The sequence below is a fragment of the Bifidobacterium sp. LH_389 genome, from assembly GCF_056357235.1.
Genome location: NZ_JBKEVR010000007.1, coordinates 73,955 through 89,789, shown reverse-complemented (window position 1 = coordinate 89,789; position 15,835 = coordinate 73,955). Strand labels below are relative to the sequence as shown.

Here is a 15,835-nt window from a genome sequence, read left to right as displayed (position 1 = left end):
GCAGGCTTCGACCGTGAACTTGATGCGGGTAATGCCGCCGAAAGGAAACGGGTTGCGGACGGTTTGTCGTCATGGGCCGTCCGGTCTCTTGAACGTCAAGGTTTCCGTAGTCGCAACCAATAATCGAACATTGCACTACGCAGGGGCCGATGGGATATCCGGCAAGGATTCCCGTCGGCTCCTGTTTTTCGTGGCGGTGCGGGCCCTACGTGATGAAGAAGGAGCCGGGAAAACCGGGGGAGCACCGGGCCGTGCGATCGGCGTTCCCCGCGTCAAGGAGGGCGCATTCGTAGGCGAACGATCGGCGCAGCACGGACGGGTTGGCTACGAACAGGGCTGTGGCGAGCCCGTCCGCGACGGCGGTGGGATGGGCGGAACTTCGGGCACCGATGGGAACGAACGCCCAGGAGGCCGCCACGCTGTCGGAAGGCTCGCCGTTCAACGCATTGACGAGATGGTGCGCACCCAGCCAATGCCGCCGGCTGGGAGAGGAAGCGCACAACGAACCGCTGTTCACCTGCGCCAAGCCGACCGCGCGGTCGGCGTCTGATGGGTCCTCGAGCCCGATGCGCAGCGCGGACGAATCCGGGCCGAGCCCCTCCACGCGCAGGTCGCCTCCGGCGTCGATCACCAGCGGTCCGGCGATGCCATGTTCGCGCAGCATAACGGCAAGGAGATCGACGAGATAGCCTTTGCCCGCGGCCCCGAAATCCAAACGTACGGGCCGACGGGTGGATAGCGTTACGGTGCGGCTGGCGGGATCGCGGTGCTGTTTCACGTCGGCGGTCCAGCTGGGACGGTCTGCTGCATTGTGGGCCATGTCGTCCCAGCTGCGGTCGGTCGCGCGGCCGTTGCGGGGAGATTCCGGGGCTTTCGCAGTGCCTTGGGGACAGCGTGGGCACATCGTAGGTACATTGTGCCCACGCTGTCCCCGAACGGACGTGGCGCCCGTTGCGTTGGCGCTGGAGACCGGAATGCCGGCGGGTTGGGTGACGGGAAGAGAAGCGGTGGAGGAGGATGGCATTGGGGAAACGGACGGTAACGGGACAGCCGCTAAGGAAGCACTTGAGGAATGGGACGACGGGGTCGATTCCGGGAAAGAGCGCATCCGGGAGGCTTGTGAGCTACTCCCGCGGAATGCGCGGCCAAGCTCGATGCCGTAGCCGAGCCGGACGAGATCCTCGCCCACGCAGGGGTCGATCGCGCCCGAGGTGGCGGTGAACAGACGATCGTAGAGGGCGAAGAGGCCGGCAGACCACGCAGGAAAGACGAACGAGCCGCCATGCGGGGCGTTGGCCATGGCTGACACCGTGGAGTCGGCGCGGAAGCGGGAGAGCGTGGCCTCGTAGGTTTCGATGAACGCCGCGAGCCGCCCGCGCAGATCGGCGGGAACCGGGGATGCCGTGCGCAGAATGATGCCGCAGCCCAGGGCATGTTCGAACGCCGTGACGTGGGACAATCGCCGGTTGAGATCGCTCATGGGAGCCATTGTAGGGACCGCCGAAGGCCTGCGGCGCCGGATGGCTCACCCCAGAGACATGTTAGGATGAGCGCAACGTCGACGGCGACCGTGAGGAGATGGCCATGAACGAAGCGCACACGCAGGAACAACGGGAACAAGGGCAACGGGACCGGGCGGTGAAGGACCTGCCCGGCGGCAAGGTGTGGGCGTTCGCGGTGGGCCAGTTCGGCTGGGCGCTGCTCTCCGGGATCATCTCCAACTGGCTTGTGTACTTCTACCAGCCCGACCGTGAGACCATTGCGCAGGGCCAGACCGTGTTCGTGCCGCAGGGACTGGCCATACTGGGCGTGGTGACCGTGGTGGGCGGCATCACGGCGTTCGCCCGGTTCTTCGACGCGTTCGTGGACCCGGCCGTGGCGTCCCTGTCGGACCGCAGCACCGGCAAGGCGGGCCGACGCATGCCGTTCCTCAAATACTCCGCACTGCCGCTGGCCGTGGTCACCGTGCTCGTGTTCTGGAGCCCGGTCAACGGAACCAGCTGGGTGAACGCCGCCGTGCTGTTCGTCACCGTGATCGGGTACTACGTGGCGCTCACGTTCTACTGCACGCCGTACAACGCGCTGATCGCCGAACTCGGGCATGATTCCAAGCAGCAGCTCAACATCTCCACCGCGATCTCCCTGACCTGGGTGGTGGGCACGGCGGTGGCGTACGTGGCGCCGGTGATCTGGGGCACGTTCGTGCCGGCGCTCGGACGCGTGAACGCCATCCGGCTGACGTTCACCATCATGGCGGCGCTGGCGTTCGTGTGCATGATCGTGCCGGTGCTGGCCATTGACGAGCGCGAATACGTGAAGTCGCAGCCCACCAGCGAATCCACGGTGGAGTCGCTCAGACAGACGTTCCGCGACGGCGAATTCCGCAAGTTCGTCTGCTCCGACGTGGTCTACTGGGTGGCCGTCACCACGTTCCAGACCGGACTGCCGTTCTTCGTGACCAGCCTGCTCAAACTGCCCGAAGCCACCACCACCGTGTACTTCGTGCTCATGACCGGCGTGTCCGTGCTGTTCTACGTGCCGGTGAACCTGCTGGCCGGCCGCGTGGGCAAGAAGCGGCTGCTGCTGGCCGCGTTCGTGATCTTCACCTGCGCGTTCGCCTATGCCGGCGCACTCGGATCCGGTGCGCTCGCGGGCATTCCCGCCATGGCGCAGGGTGTGGTTCTCGCGGTGGCGGCAGCGGTGCCCATGGCCGCGTTCGGCATCCTGCCGCAGGCGATCGTGGCGAACATCGCGGACGCGAGCTCCAGAACCACCGGGCAGGACAGGCAGGGCATGTTCTACGCGGCGCGTACGTTCGCGATGAAGATGGGGCAGTCGGCGGCCATGCTGCTGTTCACCGGCGTGTCCACGATCGGCATGGCATCCGGAACTGGCTACCGGATCGCGGCGGTGTGTGCGGCGGTGCTGTGCGGACTGGGCGGCGTGGTGTTCGCCTGCTACGACGAGCGCAAGGTGATGCGCATGCTCGAGGAATGACCGGCGGGGTCGCGCCGGCGGGCGCAGTATACGCCAAAAAAAATTGGAAAACAAGACTGTTTTTTTGACCGCGTTTCCCTTACGGTTGTGCTCTGGATTTCGGGCCGGCGCCTTGCCACGCCCCGGGGCCTGTGGAGAGCCGGCACAACGAGAGGAACGGGTTATGCAGTCGCGCGTCGTCATGTCGCCCATCGAGCCGGGAAGGCCATCGAGCCGGATTGCCGCCAAGGTGGCGGCAGTCGTTGCGCTCGTTGCGGCCATGCTGGCGATGGTGGCGACGCTGGCGATGCCGCTTGCTCCCGCCAGCGCTGCGGACGCGGGGTCGTCGGCCTCGCCGTCGGTCAGCGCGTCCTCCTCGTCCTCGTCGTCCTCCGCCACCGACTACGATACGTGGTCCGCGGTGGCAAGCGCGATCGACAAGCAGCTTCAGGACGGTCTCGACGAATACCGGTCGGGCAACACGGCTGGCTCCACCTCTGCGTTCATGGGCGCGTACAACAAGATCTACGTGGCCTCCAACCTGACCGCCGTAGTGCGCGACTCGCTGAGCGCGGACAAGCAGTCCGGCCAGCAGCAGGCGTTCCAGGACATCCAGAACCTTTCCTACGTGCCCGGCAACGACGCGAAGCTCGAAGAGCAGATCAAGTCCCTCGTGGCCGATCTCAACGATTCCGCCAAGCAGCTCGACGCCAAGTCCGACGTTGCCAAGCCCCGCGACTACGCCGCCGCGCTGCAGGCCCAGCTGGCCGAGGAGCGCAAGCAGCTCGACGCCGCCAAGAAGCCGAACCCCGGCAAGGGCAGCCGCTCGTGGACCGACGTGGCCAACGAGATGGTCCCGATCCTCGACAACGCGTATCAGGCGTACGAGGGCGGCGACGGCGCGAAGGGCGCCACACTCGTCAACGAGGCCTACTACCAGTACTACGAGAAGCTCGGCTTCGAGAAGAACGTGATGAACGCCATCAGCGGCAGCCGCGTTTCCCAGGTGGAATACCAGTTCAAGGAGATCCGCTCGTCCATGAACAAGGGCGAGGACCTTCAGGCCACCAAGCAGCTCGTGGACCAGTTGAAGGACATGCTCGTCACTGACGCCGGCATTCTCGACGGCAACGGCGGCGCGCAGCAGAACGGCTTCACCAAGTTCATCACCAGCTCGATCGGTCAGGCGTTCATCATCCTCATCCGTGAGGGGCTCGAGGCGTTGCTCGTGTGCGCGGCGATCATCGCGTACCTCGTCAAGTCCGGCAACAAGAAGCTTGTCAAGTGGATCTACCTCGGCATCGTGGCGGGCATTGCGGGTGCCGGCGTGATCGCGGTGATCTTCGTGCTTGCGTTCGGCGGGTCCGGCCCGCTGCAGGAGATCATGGAAGGCGTGTGCGCGCTGATCGCTACGCTCATGTTGCTGTGGACGAGCAACTGGATGCTCAACAAGCGCTCGGTCGCCTCCTGGAACAAGTACATCCGGAAGAAGACCGAAGCGGCCGTGGGCAAGGCCGGGAACGCGCTGGCGGCCGGCGAAAGCGTGACCGCGGGCATGGTGTTCTCGCTGGCCATGCTGAGCTTCCTCGCCGTGTTCCGCGAGGGTGCCGAAACCGTGATCTTCTACCAGTCCATCTACTCGATGAGCCAGGATTCGCAGGGCATGTGGATCGGCGGCATCGCGGCGGCCGTGGTGCTGGTGATCATCTTCCTCATCATCCGCTTCACCTCCGTGAAGATCCCGATCGGCCCGTTCTTCCTGGTCACCTCGATCCTCATGGCCGTACTCGTGGTCATCTTCGCGGGCGGCGGCGTGCATGCGCTCATCGAGGGCGATCTGGTGGCCGGCACCTACCTGACCGGCGTGACCACCAACGACTGGCTCGGCTTCTACCCGTATGTGGAGACGATCGTGGCGCAGGCCATTGCCGCCGTGGCGGTGATCGTGCTGTTCGCGGTCGGTTTCGCCAAGGACCGCCGCAACAGGAAGACCGCCGATGCGGGCGAAACCGCAGAGGTCTCCGCATCCGCCGGGACCGCCGCAGCCGGCAAGTGACCGGACGCCGCAGCCGGACCGCCGCAGACAAGACTTACCCCCCGAATCAATCAGACACGTGAATACCCATTCACACAGAGAAAAGGAAACAAGAAAATGAAGAAGAACATCACCACGCTGCTCGGCGTTCTGCTCGCCGGTTCCATGGCCTTCTCCCTGGCCGCGTGCGGCAACTCCACCGCGTCCAACGGCTCCGCCGCGTCGAACACCTCCTCGTCCTCCGCGGCCGCCTCCTCCGACGCCTCCGCTTCCGACTCCGGTTCCTCCGATGCGGGCGCGGGCTTCGAGGAAGTCCCGGTCGGCCCCTCCGGCACCGCCGAGGAGCAGGACCAGGAGGCCGGCCCGCTGACCGTGGGCGCCGTCTACTTCCAGCCGATCGACATGGAGCCCGCCTCCATGGGCCTCAAGGCCGCCGACGCGAGCTTCCACCTCGAAGCCGACATCCACGGCAACGAGCAGGCCGTCGATCTGGGCTACGGCAAGGGTGACTTCATTCCCGACCTGACCGTGAACTACACCATCATCGACAAGTCCACCGGCAAGGAGGTCGAGGGCGGCAAGGCCACCTCCGGCACCTTCATGCAGATGAACGCCTCCGACGGCCCGCACTACGGCGCCAACGTGAAGCTCGACAAGGCCGGCACCTACCAGCTCAAGCTCTCCATCGAGTCCCCGGCCGCCAAGGGCTGGATGCTGCACGTCGACCCGGAGACCGGTGTCAAGGGCCACTTCTGGACCGAGCCGATCGAGGTCACCTTCGACAACTGGGACTACGCTCCGCGTCAGTGGTGAGAATCGCATTTGGCGATTCAATGACCGCTGAATGAGAGTCTATGCTCCTCCCAAGCACGGGAGGAGCATTCGTCATGTTTGCGGTCGTGTTTGCAATCACTCGATAGTCCGGAAAGGGTGCGCATGCTTGAACAATTCGTTACGGTGATGCCGGGGACGTTGGCCCCCGCGCTGCTCGTCATGTGCCTGAGCGTCATGCTCGCCGTGGGCGAGGGCAGGGACAAGCCGATCAGCGCGCACTGGCGGCTGTGGGGGCTGCTGATCGGTCTCGCGGCGGCGATCGTGTTCGCCGGTCTCAGAGCCACGGCAGTCATCAACCAGCGCACCTTCGTGAACTATCCGGTGCTCGTGTGCGCGGTGATCGTGGACGTGCTCGCCTTGGCGACGGTATTGGCCGCGCCCGCGATCACCCGCAACTGGACCAGGCACCGGGTGCTCATGCACGCGGCGAACCTCGTGGCCGCGTTGCAGATCGCGCTCACCGTGTTCTATGCGCTGCCGGACGTGATCCTGCAGCTGACCATCTGGGTGGAGCCGGACGCCCCCGTGTTCACCTCCGCCATGCTGCTGCGCGCGCTCGGATTCGTGCTGGGCGTGGTTGCGTCGATCACGGTGGCGGCGATCTTCCGCACCATGCGTTCCACCGCCGTGCGCTGGGCGTTCACCGCGGCCGTGGCGCTCATGATGGCGATCCTGCTCGTACAGCACTTCACGGGCCTCATGCAGATCCTGCAGGCGCGGCGCATGCGCTTCACCCACACCATGTTCGTGGCGCTCGCGTGGTCCATCAACCACAACACGCAGATGATCCTGGCCCAGACGTTCGTGTTCCTCATCCCCGCGGTCGCCTCCGTGGTGACGGGCTTCCGCATGAAGACCCGGAACGTGCCGGACCTCAACGAGGCCCAGGTCCGCAGCCATAAGGCGCTGCGCCGCCGCGCGATCGCCGCCGCCGCGTGGAGCCTCGTGGCCATGATCGCCGTGACGTGCACGCTCACCGTGGGCAAGGCGGCCACGCAGCAGACCGTCACGCTGTCTCCCCCGGAAGCCTACGCGCTGGCCGACGGCGTGGCCACCATCCCGTTCAGCCAGGTGGAGGACGGGCATCTGCACCGCTTCGAATACAAGGCGGCCGACGGGACCGTGATGCGATTCATCATCATCAAGAAGAACGGCGGTGCATACGGCATAGGGTTGGACGCCTGCGAGAACTGCGGCGACGCCGGCTACTACGAGAAGGACGGCAAGATCATCTGCAAGAAGTGCGAGGTGGCCATCAATCTGGCGACCATCGGCTTCAGGGGCGGCTGCAACCCGGTGCCGTTCCCGTACAAGACCGGCAACGGGCAGATCACCATCCAGACCGCCGATCTGGACGCGCTGAGCGCCCACTTCCGGTGATTGCGATGACCTTGACGGCTGCGAAAGACTGAAAGGCGGGATTTGCCATGTTCTTTATGCGTATGATCGCACGGTCGTTCACGCGGCAGCTGCGCCGGCGCCTGCTCATAGCGCTCACGGTGTGCCTGTCCGCCACGGTGAGCGTGGCCATGCTGGGCGTGGTGTTCGACGTGGGAGACAAGCTCAACGCCGAGCTGAGCACGTACGGCTCGAACATCGTGGTGCAGCCCAAGTCCGACGCCGTGGTGTCCGACCTGTACAACACCGACGCGGGTTCGCCGTCCTCCCAGACCGACCCGACCGCGTTTCTCAAGGAATCCGACGCGCCCAAGATCAAGACGATCTTCTGGGCGTTCAACATCACCAGCTTCGCGCCGCAGCTCAACGTGCACGCGCAGGCGTCCGCCGGGTCTGACGGTTCGCAGGCCGCACAGAGCGTGCCGATCGTGGGCACGTGGTTCCACAAGACCCTGAAACTCGACTCGGGCGAGACCACCGTGGCCGGCGTGCAGGGCATGCGCTCGTGGTGGAAGGTGCAGGGGGCGTGGCCCAAGGATGACACCGAGGAGGCTATGGTCGGCGCCGATCTGGCCTCGCGGCTCGGACTCGGCGTGGGCGGGCAGTTGCATCTGGCCAAGACCGCCGCCGACGGGACGGACAACGCCGTCACACTCAAGGTGGTTGGCGTGTACGATTCCGGCGACGACGAGAACGGGTCCGTCTACCTGCCGTCCTCCGTGGCGCAGAAGCTCGCCGGGCTGCCCGACTCGGTGGACAAGATCGAGGTCAAGGCCCTGACCACCCCGGAGAACGATCTGGCGCGCAAGGCGTCGCGCAATCCTGCCGCACTCAGTCAGGACGAATGGGAAACGTGGTATTGCACCGCCTACCCGAGCTCCATCGCCTACCAGATCGAGGAGGTGATCCCCGGTGCGGTGGCCAAGCAGGTGCGTCAGGTGGCCGCGTTGCAGGGCAATGTGCTGCAGAAGACGCAGGCCGTGATGATCCTCATGACCGCACTGAGCCTGATCGCCGCAGCCGTGGCCGTGGCCAACCTCATGGTCGCCTCGATCGGCGAGCGGTCCGCGGAATTGGCGCTGTTCAAGGCGATCGGCGCAACCGACGGGGCGGTTTCGCGGCTCATGATGGCCGAGACCGCAGCGATTTCGCTGCTCGGCGCGATCGTGGGCGCGGGACTCGGATCCGGCGTGGCGCAGATCATAGGGCATGTGGTGTTCGGATCGGGCATCACCATGCGGCCCATGGTGTTCGTACTCGTGTTCGTGCTGCTGGCGCTCACCGTGCTGGTGGCGTCCGCATCGTCGATCCGATCGATTCTGAGCCTCAGGCCCGCGGAGGTGCTCCATGGGCGGTGAGTTCGGCGATCGCGGGTTGCGTGGGAAGGTGCGTAGTCAAGTGCGTAGGGAAGGAGGAATGACCCGATGACCAACACCGGCATGTTCTTCAGAATGCTGTTCAGCGCCGTGTTCCGCCGCCGTTCGCGCGCGGTCATGGCCGTGGTGGCCTCGCTGGTGGGCGCGGCCACGCTGTTCTGCCTGGCGATGATCTGCATCGCCGTGCCGCAGCAGATGAATCAGGAGATGCGCGCGTACGGCGCGAACCTGATCGTGACGCCCGCCGATGCCACGGCCAGCGGCGACAAGGCCGGCATAGACGACGCGATGGTGGAGCACACCGGCGAGATGGTGGCCGCCAAGGGCGCGGCCAAGCACGCCACGTACCGCTACGAGAACGTGCGCGTCAACGCGGCGCCGTACGTGATGGCCGGCGTGAACCCCGCCGACGTGGAGGACCTCAACCACCATTGGAGCGTGGAAGGCGACTGGCCGAGCGAAGGCAAGGTGCTCGTGGGGCGCGACGTGGCCGACGCGATGGGGCTGAAGGTCGGTTCGGGCATGAAGATCGCCTACCGCGCGTCGGACAACGCTGCCGGGACTTCCGAAGCATCCGCTTCTGCGTCCCCGTCCGCGCAGCAGACGCAGGACGGGCGCGTCTCCAGCGACATCATGGACACGTCCGGCACCGAATTCCGTGTGGCCGGCATCGTGGACACCGGCGGCAGCGAGGACTCGATCATCTACGCCGACGTCGACGACGTGGCCAAGCTCACCGGCAGCACGCGAGGCGTGGACGTGATCGAATACTCTGTGGATCTGGGTGGCGACGACCTGACCGCGCTGGTCGACAGCATCAACGCCATGACCTCCATGCACGTCAAGGCGCAGCAGGTCACCAAGATCACCGCGTCCGACACGCGCATCATCACCATGCTGCAGACCCTCTTCTGGATCGTCTCGCTCGTGGTGCTGGTGCTGACCCTCGTGGGCGTGGGTACCACGATCAGCTCGATCGTCTCCCAGCGGCGCAACGAGATCGGCCTGCGCAAGGCGCTCGGTGCCTCCTCGAAGAGCATCGGCGCGGAATTCTACGCCGAATCCGCGGTGTACGGGCTCGTAGGCGGCTTGCTCGGCACCGGTGTGGGCTACGGGTTCGCGCTCGCCCTGACCACCGCCGTCTTCCAACGCTCGCTCGGCTTCAACTGGTGGCTGGCCGCGGCCTCGGTCGTGCTGTCCATGCTGGTGGCCGTAATCGCGTCCGTGCCGCCGGTCCACCGCGCCACCCGCATCGATCCGGCCATCGTGCTGCGTGAGGAATAACCCACGGAATAAAGGAGAACCCATGACTATGCTGCTTGAACTCGACCACATCTCCAAGATCTACGGCGATCTCAAGGCCGTGGACGATCTGTCGCTCACCGTGCCGGCCGGTGAATGGCTGGCGATCGTCGGCTCGTCCGGCTCCGGCAAGACCACGCTCATGAACATGATCGGCTGCATGGACACGCCCTCCAAGGGCTCGGTGAAGCTCGAGGGCCGCAAGCTCGAGGACCTCAACGCCACGCAGCTGGCGGATGTGCGCAAGAACATGATCGGCCTGGTGTTCCAGAAGTTCTACCTGGTGCCGCATCTGACGGCCGTGGAGAACGTGATGGTGGCGCAGTACTACCACTCCGTGGTGGACGAGAAGGAGGCGCTGGCCGCCCTTGAGCGCGTAGGCCTCAAGGACCGCGCCCACCACTTGCCCGGCCAGCTGTCTGGCGGCGAGCAGCAGCGCGTGTGCGTGGCCCGCGCGCTCATCAACTGCCCCAAGATCATTCTGGCCGACGAGCCCACCGGCAATCTGGACGAAAAGAATGAGAAGATCGTGCTCGACCTGTTCCGCCAGCTGCACGAGCAGGGCACCACGATCATCGTGGTCACGCACGACGCGCTGGTGGCCAGCTGCGCCGAACGTGAGATCATGCTCAACCACGGCGTGCTTGTGGGGGAGAAGTGGAACGACGAGGCCGCGCGGGCTGCTTACGAGGCCGAGGGCGGCAAGCCGGCGTCCACCGGGTCCACCGCCGAGGACGCGCAGCGCGGGGAGACGGCCATCGGGTTCGCGGACCCGACCAAGGCGGCCAAGACCGGCGGCGAGGCCTGAGCGGGCTGAGCTACGCGGTCGGGGCCGGGCGGATCGGGCTGCGTGGCAGCGGATTCGCTCAATCTGCGATAATGGACGAACGAATGCGGCGGGTGCGGAGTGCGCGGCCCGGCATGCCAGGGATGTTGGAGACGATGATGGTGAACGAGACGATCGATGAGCGGAAGAATGCGGCGGCGAAGGGCGTGGCGGTCAAGGCCGTGGCGCTCACGGCAGCCGGTCTGGCGCTGCTGTCCGGCTGCGGCGAGCCCAAGGCCGTGCCCATGAACGACGAGTACGCGGGCGACTCGGGCGAAACCAGCGCGGATGCCGGCGCGGACACCTCCAACGCCACGAACCCCACTGCGCAATCCACGCACAGCCAGCCCACATCCGACAAGCAGGACACCGGCAACTACGCGGACGGCGACTACAAGGTGCAGGGCGTGTACGGGCCCATCGGCGAGGACACCATCGATGTGACCGTCACCGTCAAGAATGGCAACGTGGAGCGCGTGGACGTGGTCGGGCACCCGTTCACCTCCATCTCCAAGGGGCATCAGGACGACTTCGCGGCCGCGATCAACGGCGTGGTGGACGGCAAGCCCCTCAAGGACCTCAAGATCGACACCGTGGCGGGGGCCAGCTGGACGTCCGACGCGTTCAACGAGGCGCTCAAGGTGGCCCGCGAGGAGGCGTCCATCCAGTAGGGTGGTGACGGCGGTTTGCAGGTTTCGGACGCGACAGCGAGGAGCTTGCCGGCTGTTACCGCCGCAGCAGCCACCGCCATGCCGGAATCTGGTGAATGACGCAACCGGGGAGGTCGTCACGGCGGTATTCGCGGGGCTCGCCGTCCGCGACGATGATGGTGCCCTCGCGGAGCTGCTGCTCCTCCATGAGCTCCCACAGGGCGCGCGTCTCGCGTTCCCGGGTTGTGGCGTAATCCATGGAATCGGTCACCTGATAGGGTTCGTAGGTCTGACCGGAGAGGGCGTCGCCGACCACAAAGTCGATTTCATAGCCATGGTTGCGCGTTCGGCAGGACGAGATGCCATCCCGGCGGAACCCGACATTGCGACGGCGCAGTTCCAAGTACACGGCGTTCTCCAGACGTTGCCCCTCGTCACGCGAGCCGGCCACGGACATTGCGGCGGCCAGACCGGGGTCGATCGCGTAGATCTTGGGCACGGATGTGGTTCGCTCGCTCAACGACATGGAGAATTCGCACATGCGGAAGAGGAGGTAGGCTTCCTCGAAGTATTCCAGCAGGTCGCCGAGCAGTTTGCGGCTGGTGGGCATGCCGAGCAAACGCAGATCGTTCTCTATCTTGCGTACCGACATCTGCCTGCCGTTGGATCCCAATGCCCCTCGGGCCAGGGCTCCAGCCACCCGCGGCCGCGCGATGTCGTGGCGTTCGACCACGTCGCTTGCCACTACCCGCTGGACATATGACTGCAACAGGGCGATGCGCTGAGGCGTCGGCAAATCGATGGTCGCCGGGAAACCTCCGCAATCAAGATACTCGTGCAGTGCATTGGACAAGAGAATGCGGTCCTGCGTGGAGAATGCCTGCGACGGACAGTTGCTTCCCGCAATCAACCCGCGTGCGTCGGCGAATTCCGCGAAGGAGAACGGAAGCAGCTCAAAATCCAACGCCCGGCCGCGGAATTCGGTGGCGATCTCCTTTGAGAGCATCTTCGACGATGATCCGCTGACGTAGATGGTGGCCTTGACCGTATCCACGATCCGTCGCAGCCAGGCTCCCCAGTCCTGCATTTCCTGCAGCTCATCGAAGAACAGGTATGTGCCTTCCTCGATGGCCTGCGGATGGGACGACCAAAATGCGTCGAGCACGGCGTCGCCGGTAGCGGGCGTGACGATGCCGAGACGGTCGTCCTCGAAGTTGAAATAGCAGATGCGGTCCCATCCGATGCCCGATTCGTGCAGCGCGTTCATTTCCTGGAACAGCCGGTAGCTTTTTCCGCTGCGGCGCATGCCGACGACCACCTTGACCAGATTGCCGATTCTGGGTGTGAAGGGCGTGCCCAGATCAAGCTGCCGAGGAGTGATGGGCAGGTAATCGGCGATGGTGAAGCTCGACAGTTTCTCCTGAATGACCGGATTCATGGTACCGCCCCCTGCTCTGCCGCGACTTGATGTCTGTAGGTCCAACTGGTCACGGTATTGTATCAATTTCTACGGAATTGGTAAAGTAAAGTGACCAGTTAGGGAAGTTGCGATGCGGAAAGAGCCGTGGCATGGCGAAATAATGCCGGCGGCGGGCAGAACGAGAACGCCGGCGTACACGATGCCCGAGCCGGCGTGTCAGCCCTGTGAGCGAGACTGGGGGACAGTGAAAATAGCTGTCGGCAATCTGCCGAGCACCTGTGGAGTGGAATTATGCCTCGTTCTGTGTCTTCCTCGTCGTCATCCCCGTCCGACGACCGGCCCTCGCAACCCGAGATCCCCGAGTTCCTGGTGGGGGACTACTCGCGGGCTGAGGGGCGGACGGACCACGTCGCCGCGCCGCGCATCCCCGCGGGCGATGCGTACGGCCCGGGCAGGGGAGCCGGCAACGATGCCGACGCCGACGTCCGCGTCAACGGGAACGGCGTCAACGGCGGAGAAGGACGTCGGCGTGCCGGCGGTGCGGGACGTAGCGGAATGCCTGCCGGAGCGGCCCATCATGCCCACGGGCGTGTGACCGTGCTCAAGGGCGGCACATACACCCGCCGGCGCATCCTCGTGGCCATGCTCGGCGTGCTGCTGCTGATCGAACTGTTCCAGCTGTTCTGGCCGTCCGACCGCTTCTACCCGCTCGCCAAGCTCGACGGCTATGCCGTGGGCTGGCAGAGCGCCGGCGACGTGACCGCTCGCCTCAACGCGGAGGTCGCCGCGCGCAACGTGACGCTCACCGACCGTGCCACCGGAACCAAGGTGACCGTCCCCGCCAAGGACGCGGGGCTCACCGTCGACTACGCGCAGCGCGCCGGCCAGGCCGCCCGGCACTCGTTCCTTGCGCGCATCATCCCGTTCTCCTGGCTGTTCGTGCACAACACCGCATCGGCCGACCTGCCGCAGGCCGTCGGCGCCGCGTCGGCCCCGGTGAAATCCGAGGTGCGCAACGCCGGCGTGGAGGCCAAGGACGGAACGCTCGCCACCGTGCCCGCGCAGGTGGGGTACACGTTCCAGCCGGGCGACGTCATCGCCGCGGCGGGCGGGAGCATCGGCGTCTCCCCGGATGGTGACCTCGCGGACGCCACGCTGGACCTCGGCGTCGTGAGTCCGACCGTCTCCACCGAAACCGCAGACCGGCTGCGCGCCACGCTCACGGCGGGCCTCGGCGGCGGCGTGGCGTTCACGTACGGGGACGGCTCGTGGACCGTTCCCGCCGCGGACCTGACCGGCGTGATCAGCGTCACGCAGGACGCCAAGGACAACACCAAGCTCAACGCCACCGTGGACTCCGCCAAGCTCACCGACGTGTTCAAGACCAAGGGCGTGGCGCTCGAAGTGGCCAAGAAGGCCGTGGCCGCCAAGGCCGTGCCGGACGTGTTCGCCACGGACGCCCGCGCCTCGCGCGCGATCGACATGACGAAGACCGCGGATGCGCTGGCGGCCATGCTGAACTCCGGGCAGAGCCAGCCGGTGGCCGTCACCGCGCGCGCCATCACCAACGCGGCCCTGTATGAGAACCTGCCCACCGAAGGGTCCATAGAGGACAAGCTCAAGCAGCTGTTCGGCAAGGCGACCTACGAAGTGGCCGTCTACGACCTCAAGACCGGGGAGTCGAAGCTGCAGATCAACGCGGACGGCGTGATGACATCCGCCAGCACGTACAAGCTGTACATCGCCTACTCCATGTTCCAGGCCGTGGAATCCGGCAAGCTCACGTGGAACAGCCCGCTCAACGGCACCACGCTCAACACGTGCCTGACGCGCATGATCGTTAACTCGGATAACGCTTGCCCCGAGGCGTGGCTGCGTGCGTACGGCTTCAACACCGTGACCCAGCAGGCGCATTCGATCGGCGCGAACAACACCAACTTCTCGCCCGGCAACATGCGCACCACGCCCAACGACCTGGCCACCATCCTCAAGGGCTACTACAACAACACCATCGCCACGAAGGCCTCCACCGACAAGCTGTTCCCGCTCATGCAGACGCAGGTCTATCGCGAAGGCATCCCCACGGGCATCGGCTCCGACGGCGTGGTACAGGACAAGGTCGGCTTCCTCAACGCCCTGCTGCACGACGCGGCCATCGTGCGTTGCGACAAGGGCGACTATGCGATGGTGATCATGACCGATCATTCGAGCTGGTCGAAGATCGCACAGGCGAGCCTGCTTATCTACGACGAGCTGTGACCGGGGCCGCGGCGTAACCGTGTGACGGGCCGCGCCGCGCGGTTCGTCACACGGTTCGGTCAGGCGGCGATGGCGGGCCAGATGAGGTCGGCCATGCGCGAGACCCAGTCGTCGCCCACCTCGTCGCCCAACGCCTCGCACGTCACCATGGAACCGATGGCAGTGCCGAACAGGAAACGCACGTCCACGCCCGCGCGGAACACGCCCGCCTGCACGCCACGCTCGAAGAACACCTCGCAGCGACGCTCCTCGGGCTGGATCGTGCCGTTGACCACGTGATGGAAGAACTCGTCGTCCGACGACAGCACGATGCCCACGGCCTTGACGCCGATGCTCGACCGGAACCGCTTGAGCATCGCGCCCAACAGCAGTTCCAGATTGGCGCGGGTGGGCTCCAGATCGCGCAATGCGGCCGGGTTCGGCATGCCCAGCGTACGCAGCTGGCGCAGCAGGTCGTTGGTGTTCGCGTAACGCCGGTAGATGGTGGTCTTGGCCACGCCGCTGCGCCGGGCCACCTCCTCGATGGTGACGCCGGCAATGCCGCGCTGCATGGCGATCTCCATGGCGGAACGCAGGATCTTGCGGTCCGTGGCCTCGCGCGTCAGACGTGAGCGCGGCCCTCGGGGCGCGTCGGCTCCCGTGCCCGTACCGGTGGCGGTTTCGGCGGACGGCACAGGCGGGACGGCATTGGCGACGGGTGCGACGGACCGCGCGGGAGCCGCCGCGATCAGGGTGTTGCGATGCTCTTCCATGACGGCT

At 65.7% G+C, this 15,835-nt stretch carries 12 protein-coding genes; 9 read left to right on the top strand and 3 right to left on the bottom strand.

The features are described 5' to 3' along the window. Window positions 1-205: 205 nt before the first annotated feature. Window positions 206-1,480, bottom strand: coding sequence for an FAD:protein FMN transferase (locus tag AC1AZA_RS08255; protein WP_476514179.1), 1,275 nt, complete (start codon window positions 1,478-1,480; stop codon window positions 206-208). Between the two features lie 104 nt (window positions 1,481-1,584). Between AC1AZA_RS08255 and AC1AZA_RS08250 the strand changes: the two genes are divergently transcribed. From AC1AZA_RS08250 to AC1AZA_RS08215, 8 genes are all read left to right on the top strand, one after another. Then, window positions 1,585-2,997, top strand: a complete 1,413-nt coding sequence (locus AC1AZA_RS08250; protein ID WP_476514178.1) for an MFS transporter — start codon at window positions 1,585-1,587, stop codon at window positions 2,995-2,997. A 181-nt stretch (window positions 2,998-3,178) separates the two neighbouring features. Beyond that, complete coding sequence (locus AC1AZA_RS08245; RefSeq protein ID WP_476514199.1) at window positions 3,179-5,032, top strand: FTR1 family iron permease; 1,854 nt, start codon at window positions 3,179-3,181, stop codon at window positions 5,030-5,032. A gap of 96 nt (window positions 5,033-5,128) precedes the next feature. Further along, the gene (locus tag AC1AZA_RS08240; protein WP_476514177.1) at window positions 5,129-5,824 is read left to right on the top strand and encodes an iron transporter; all 696 of its coding nucleotides are present in this window, start codon (window positions 5,129-5,131) and stop codon (window positions 5,822-5,824) included. Window positions 5,825-5,947: 123 nt separating this feature from the next. Next, complete coding sequence (locus AC1AZA_RS08235; protein ID WP_476514176.1) at window positions 5,948-7,225, top strand: Fe-S-containing protein; 1,278 nt, start codon at window positions 5,948-5,950, stop codon at window positions 7,223-7,225. A 47-nt stretch (window positions 7,226-7,272) separates the two neighbouring features. Further along, on the top strand, window positions 7,273-8,601 hold the full coding sequence (locus AC1AZA_RS08230; protein WP_476514175.1) for an ABC transporter permease: 1,329 nt from the start codon (window positions 7,273-7,275) through the stop codon (window positions 8,599-8,601). A gap of 66 nt (window positions 8,602-8,667) precedes the next feature. Continuing rightward, window positions 8,668-9,903 carry an ABC transporter permease gene (locus tag AC1AZA_RS08225; protein WP_476514174.1) on the top strand — a complete coding sequence of 412 codons (1,236 nt, stop codon included), beginning with the start codon at window positions 8,668-8,670 and terminating at the stop codon, window positions 9,901-9,903. 28 nt (window positions 9,904-9,931) lie between these two features. After that, the gene (locus AC1AZA_RS08220; protein WP_476514198.1) at window positions 9,932-10,729 is read left to right on the top strand and encodes an ABC transporter ATP-binding protein; all 798 of its coding nucleotides are present in this window, start codon (window positions 9,932-9,934) and stop codon (window positions 10,727-10,729) included. A gap of 122 nt (window positions 10,730-10,851) precedes the next feature. Then, complete coding sequence (locus AC1AZA_RS08215; protein WP_476514197.1) at window positions 10,852-11,418, top strand: FMN-binding protein; 567 nt, start codon at window positions 10,852-10,854, stop codon at window positions 11,416-11,418. Between the two features lie 55 nt (window positions 11,419-11,473). Here AC1AZA_RS08215 and AC1AZA_RS08210 read toward each other — a convergent pair whose 3' ends face one another. Next, window positions 11,474-12,835, bottom strand: coding sequence for an ATP-binding protein (locus AC1AZA_RS08210; protein WP_476514173.1), 1,362 nt, complete (start codon window positions 12,833-12,835; stop codon window positions 11,474-11,476). 273 nt (window positions 12,836-13,108) lie between these two features. Here AC1AZA_RS08210 and AC1AZA_RS08205 point away from each other — a divergent pair, with 273 nt between their 5' ends. Next, complete coding sequence (locus AC1AZA_RS08205; RefSeq protein ID WP_476514172.1) at window positions 13,109-15,076, top strand: serine hydrolase; 1,968 nt, start codon at window positions 13,109-13,111, stop codon at window positions 15,074-15,076. Between the two features lie 59 nt (window positions 15,077-15,135). On the opposite strand, the gene AC1AZA_RS08200 is transcribed toward AC1AZA_RS08205, so the two are convergent. Then, entirely contained in the window at window positions 15,136-15,828 is a 693-nt protein-coding gene (locus tag AC1AZA_RS08200) for a TetR/AcrR family transcriptional regulator (RefSeq protein ID WP_476514171.1), read from the bottom strand. Window positions 15,829-15,835: the final 7 nt, after the last annotated feature.

What these genes read in the sequence shown, in the direction of transcription:
- AC1AZA_RS08230 (WP_476514175.1), top strand. Translation starts at nt 7,273, where the DNA reads ATGTTCTTTATGCGTATGATCGCACGGTCGTTCACGCGGCAGCTGCGC.
- AC1AZA_RS08250 (WP_476514178.1), top strand. Translation starts at nt 1,585, where the DNA reads ATGAACGAAGCGCACACGCAGGAACAACGGGAACAAGGGCAACGGGAC.
- AC1AZA_RS08225 (WP_476514174.1), top strand. Translation starts at nt 8,668, where the DNA reads ATGACCAACACCGGCATGTTCTTCAGAATGCTGTTCAGCGCCGTGTTC.
- AC1AZA_RS08200 (WP_476514171.1), bottom strand. Translation starts at nt 15,828, where the DNA reads ATGGAAGAGCATCGCAACACCCTGATCGCGGCGGCTCCCGCGCGGTCC.
- AC1AZA_RS08235 (WP_476514176.1), top strand. Translation starts at nt 5,948, where the DNA reads ATGCTTGAACAATTCGTTACGGTGATGCCGGGGACGTTGGCCCCCGCG.
- AC1AZA_RS08220 (WP_476514198.1), top strand. Translation starts at nt 9,932, where the DNA reads ATGCTGCTTGAACTCGACCACATCTCCAAGATCTACGGCGATCTCAAG.
- AC1AZA_RS08210 (WP_476514173.1), bottom strand. Translation starts at nt 12,835, where the DNA reads ATGAATCCGGTCATTCAGGAGAAACTGTCGAGCTTCACCATCGCCGAT.
- AC1AZA_RS08215 (WP_476514197.1), top strand. Translation starts at nt 10,852, where the DNA reads ATGTTGGAGACGATGATGGTGAACGAGACGATCGATGAGCGGAAGAAT.
- AC1AZA_RS08255 (WP_476514179.1), bottom strand. Translation starts at nt 1,480, where the DNA reads ATGAGCGATCTCAACCGGCGATTGTCCCACGTCACGGCGTTCGAACAT.
- AC1AZA_RS08245 (WP_476514199.1), top strand. Translation starts at nt 3,179, where the DNA reads ATGTCGCCCATCGAGCCGGGAAGGCCATCGAGCCGGATTGCCGCCAAG.
- AC1AZA_RS08205 (WP_476514172.1), top strand. Translation starts at nt 13,109, where the DNA reads ATGCCTCGTTCTGTGTCTTCCTCGTCGTCATCCCCGTCCGACGACCGG.
- AC1AZA_RS08240 (WP_476514177.1), top strand. Translation starts at nt 5,129, where the DNA reads ATGAAGAAGAACATCACCACGCTGCTCGGCGTTCTGCTCGCCGGTTCC.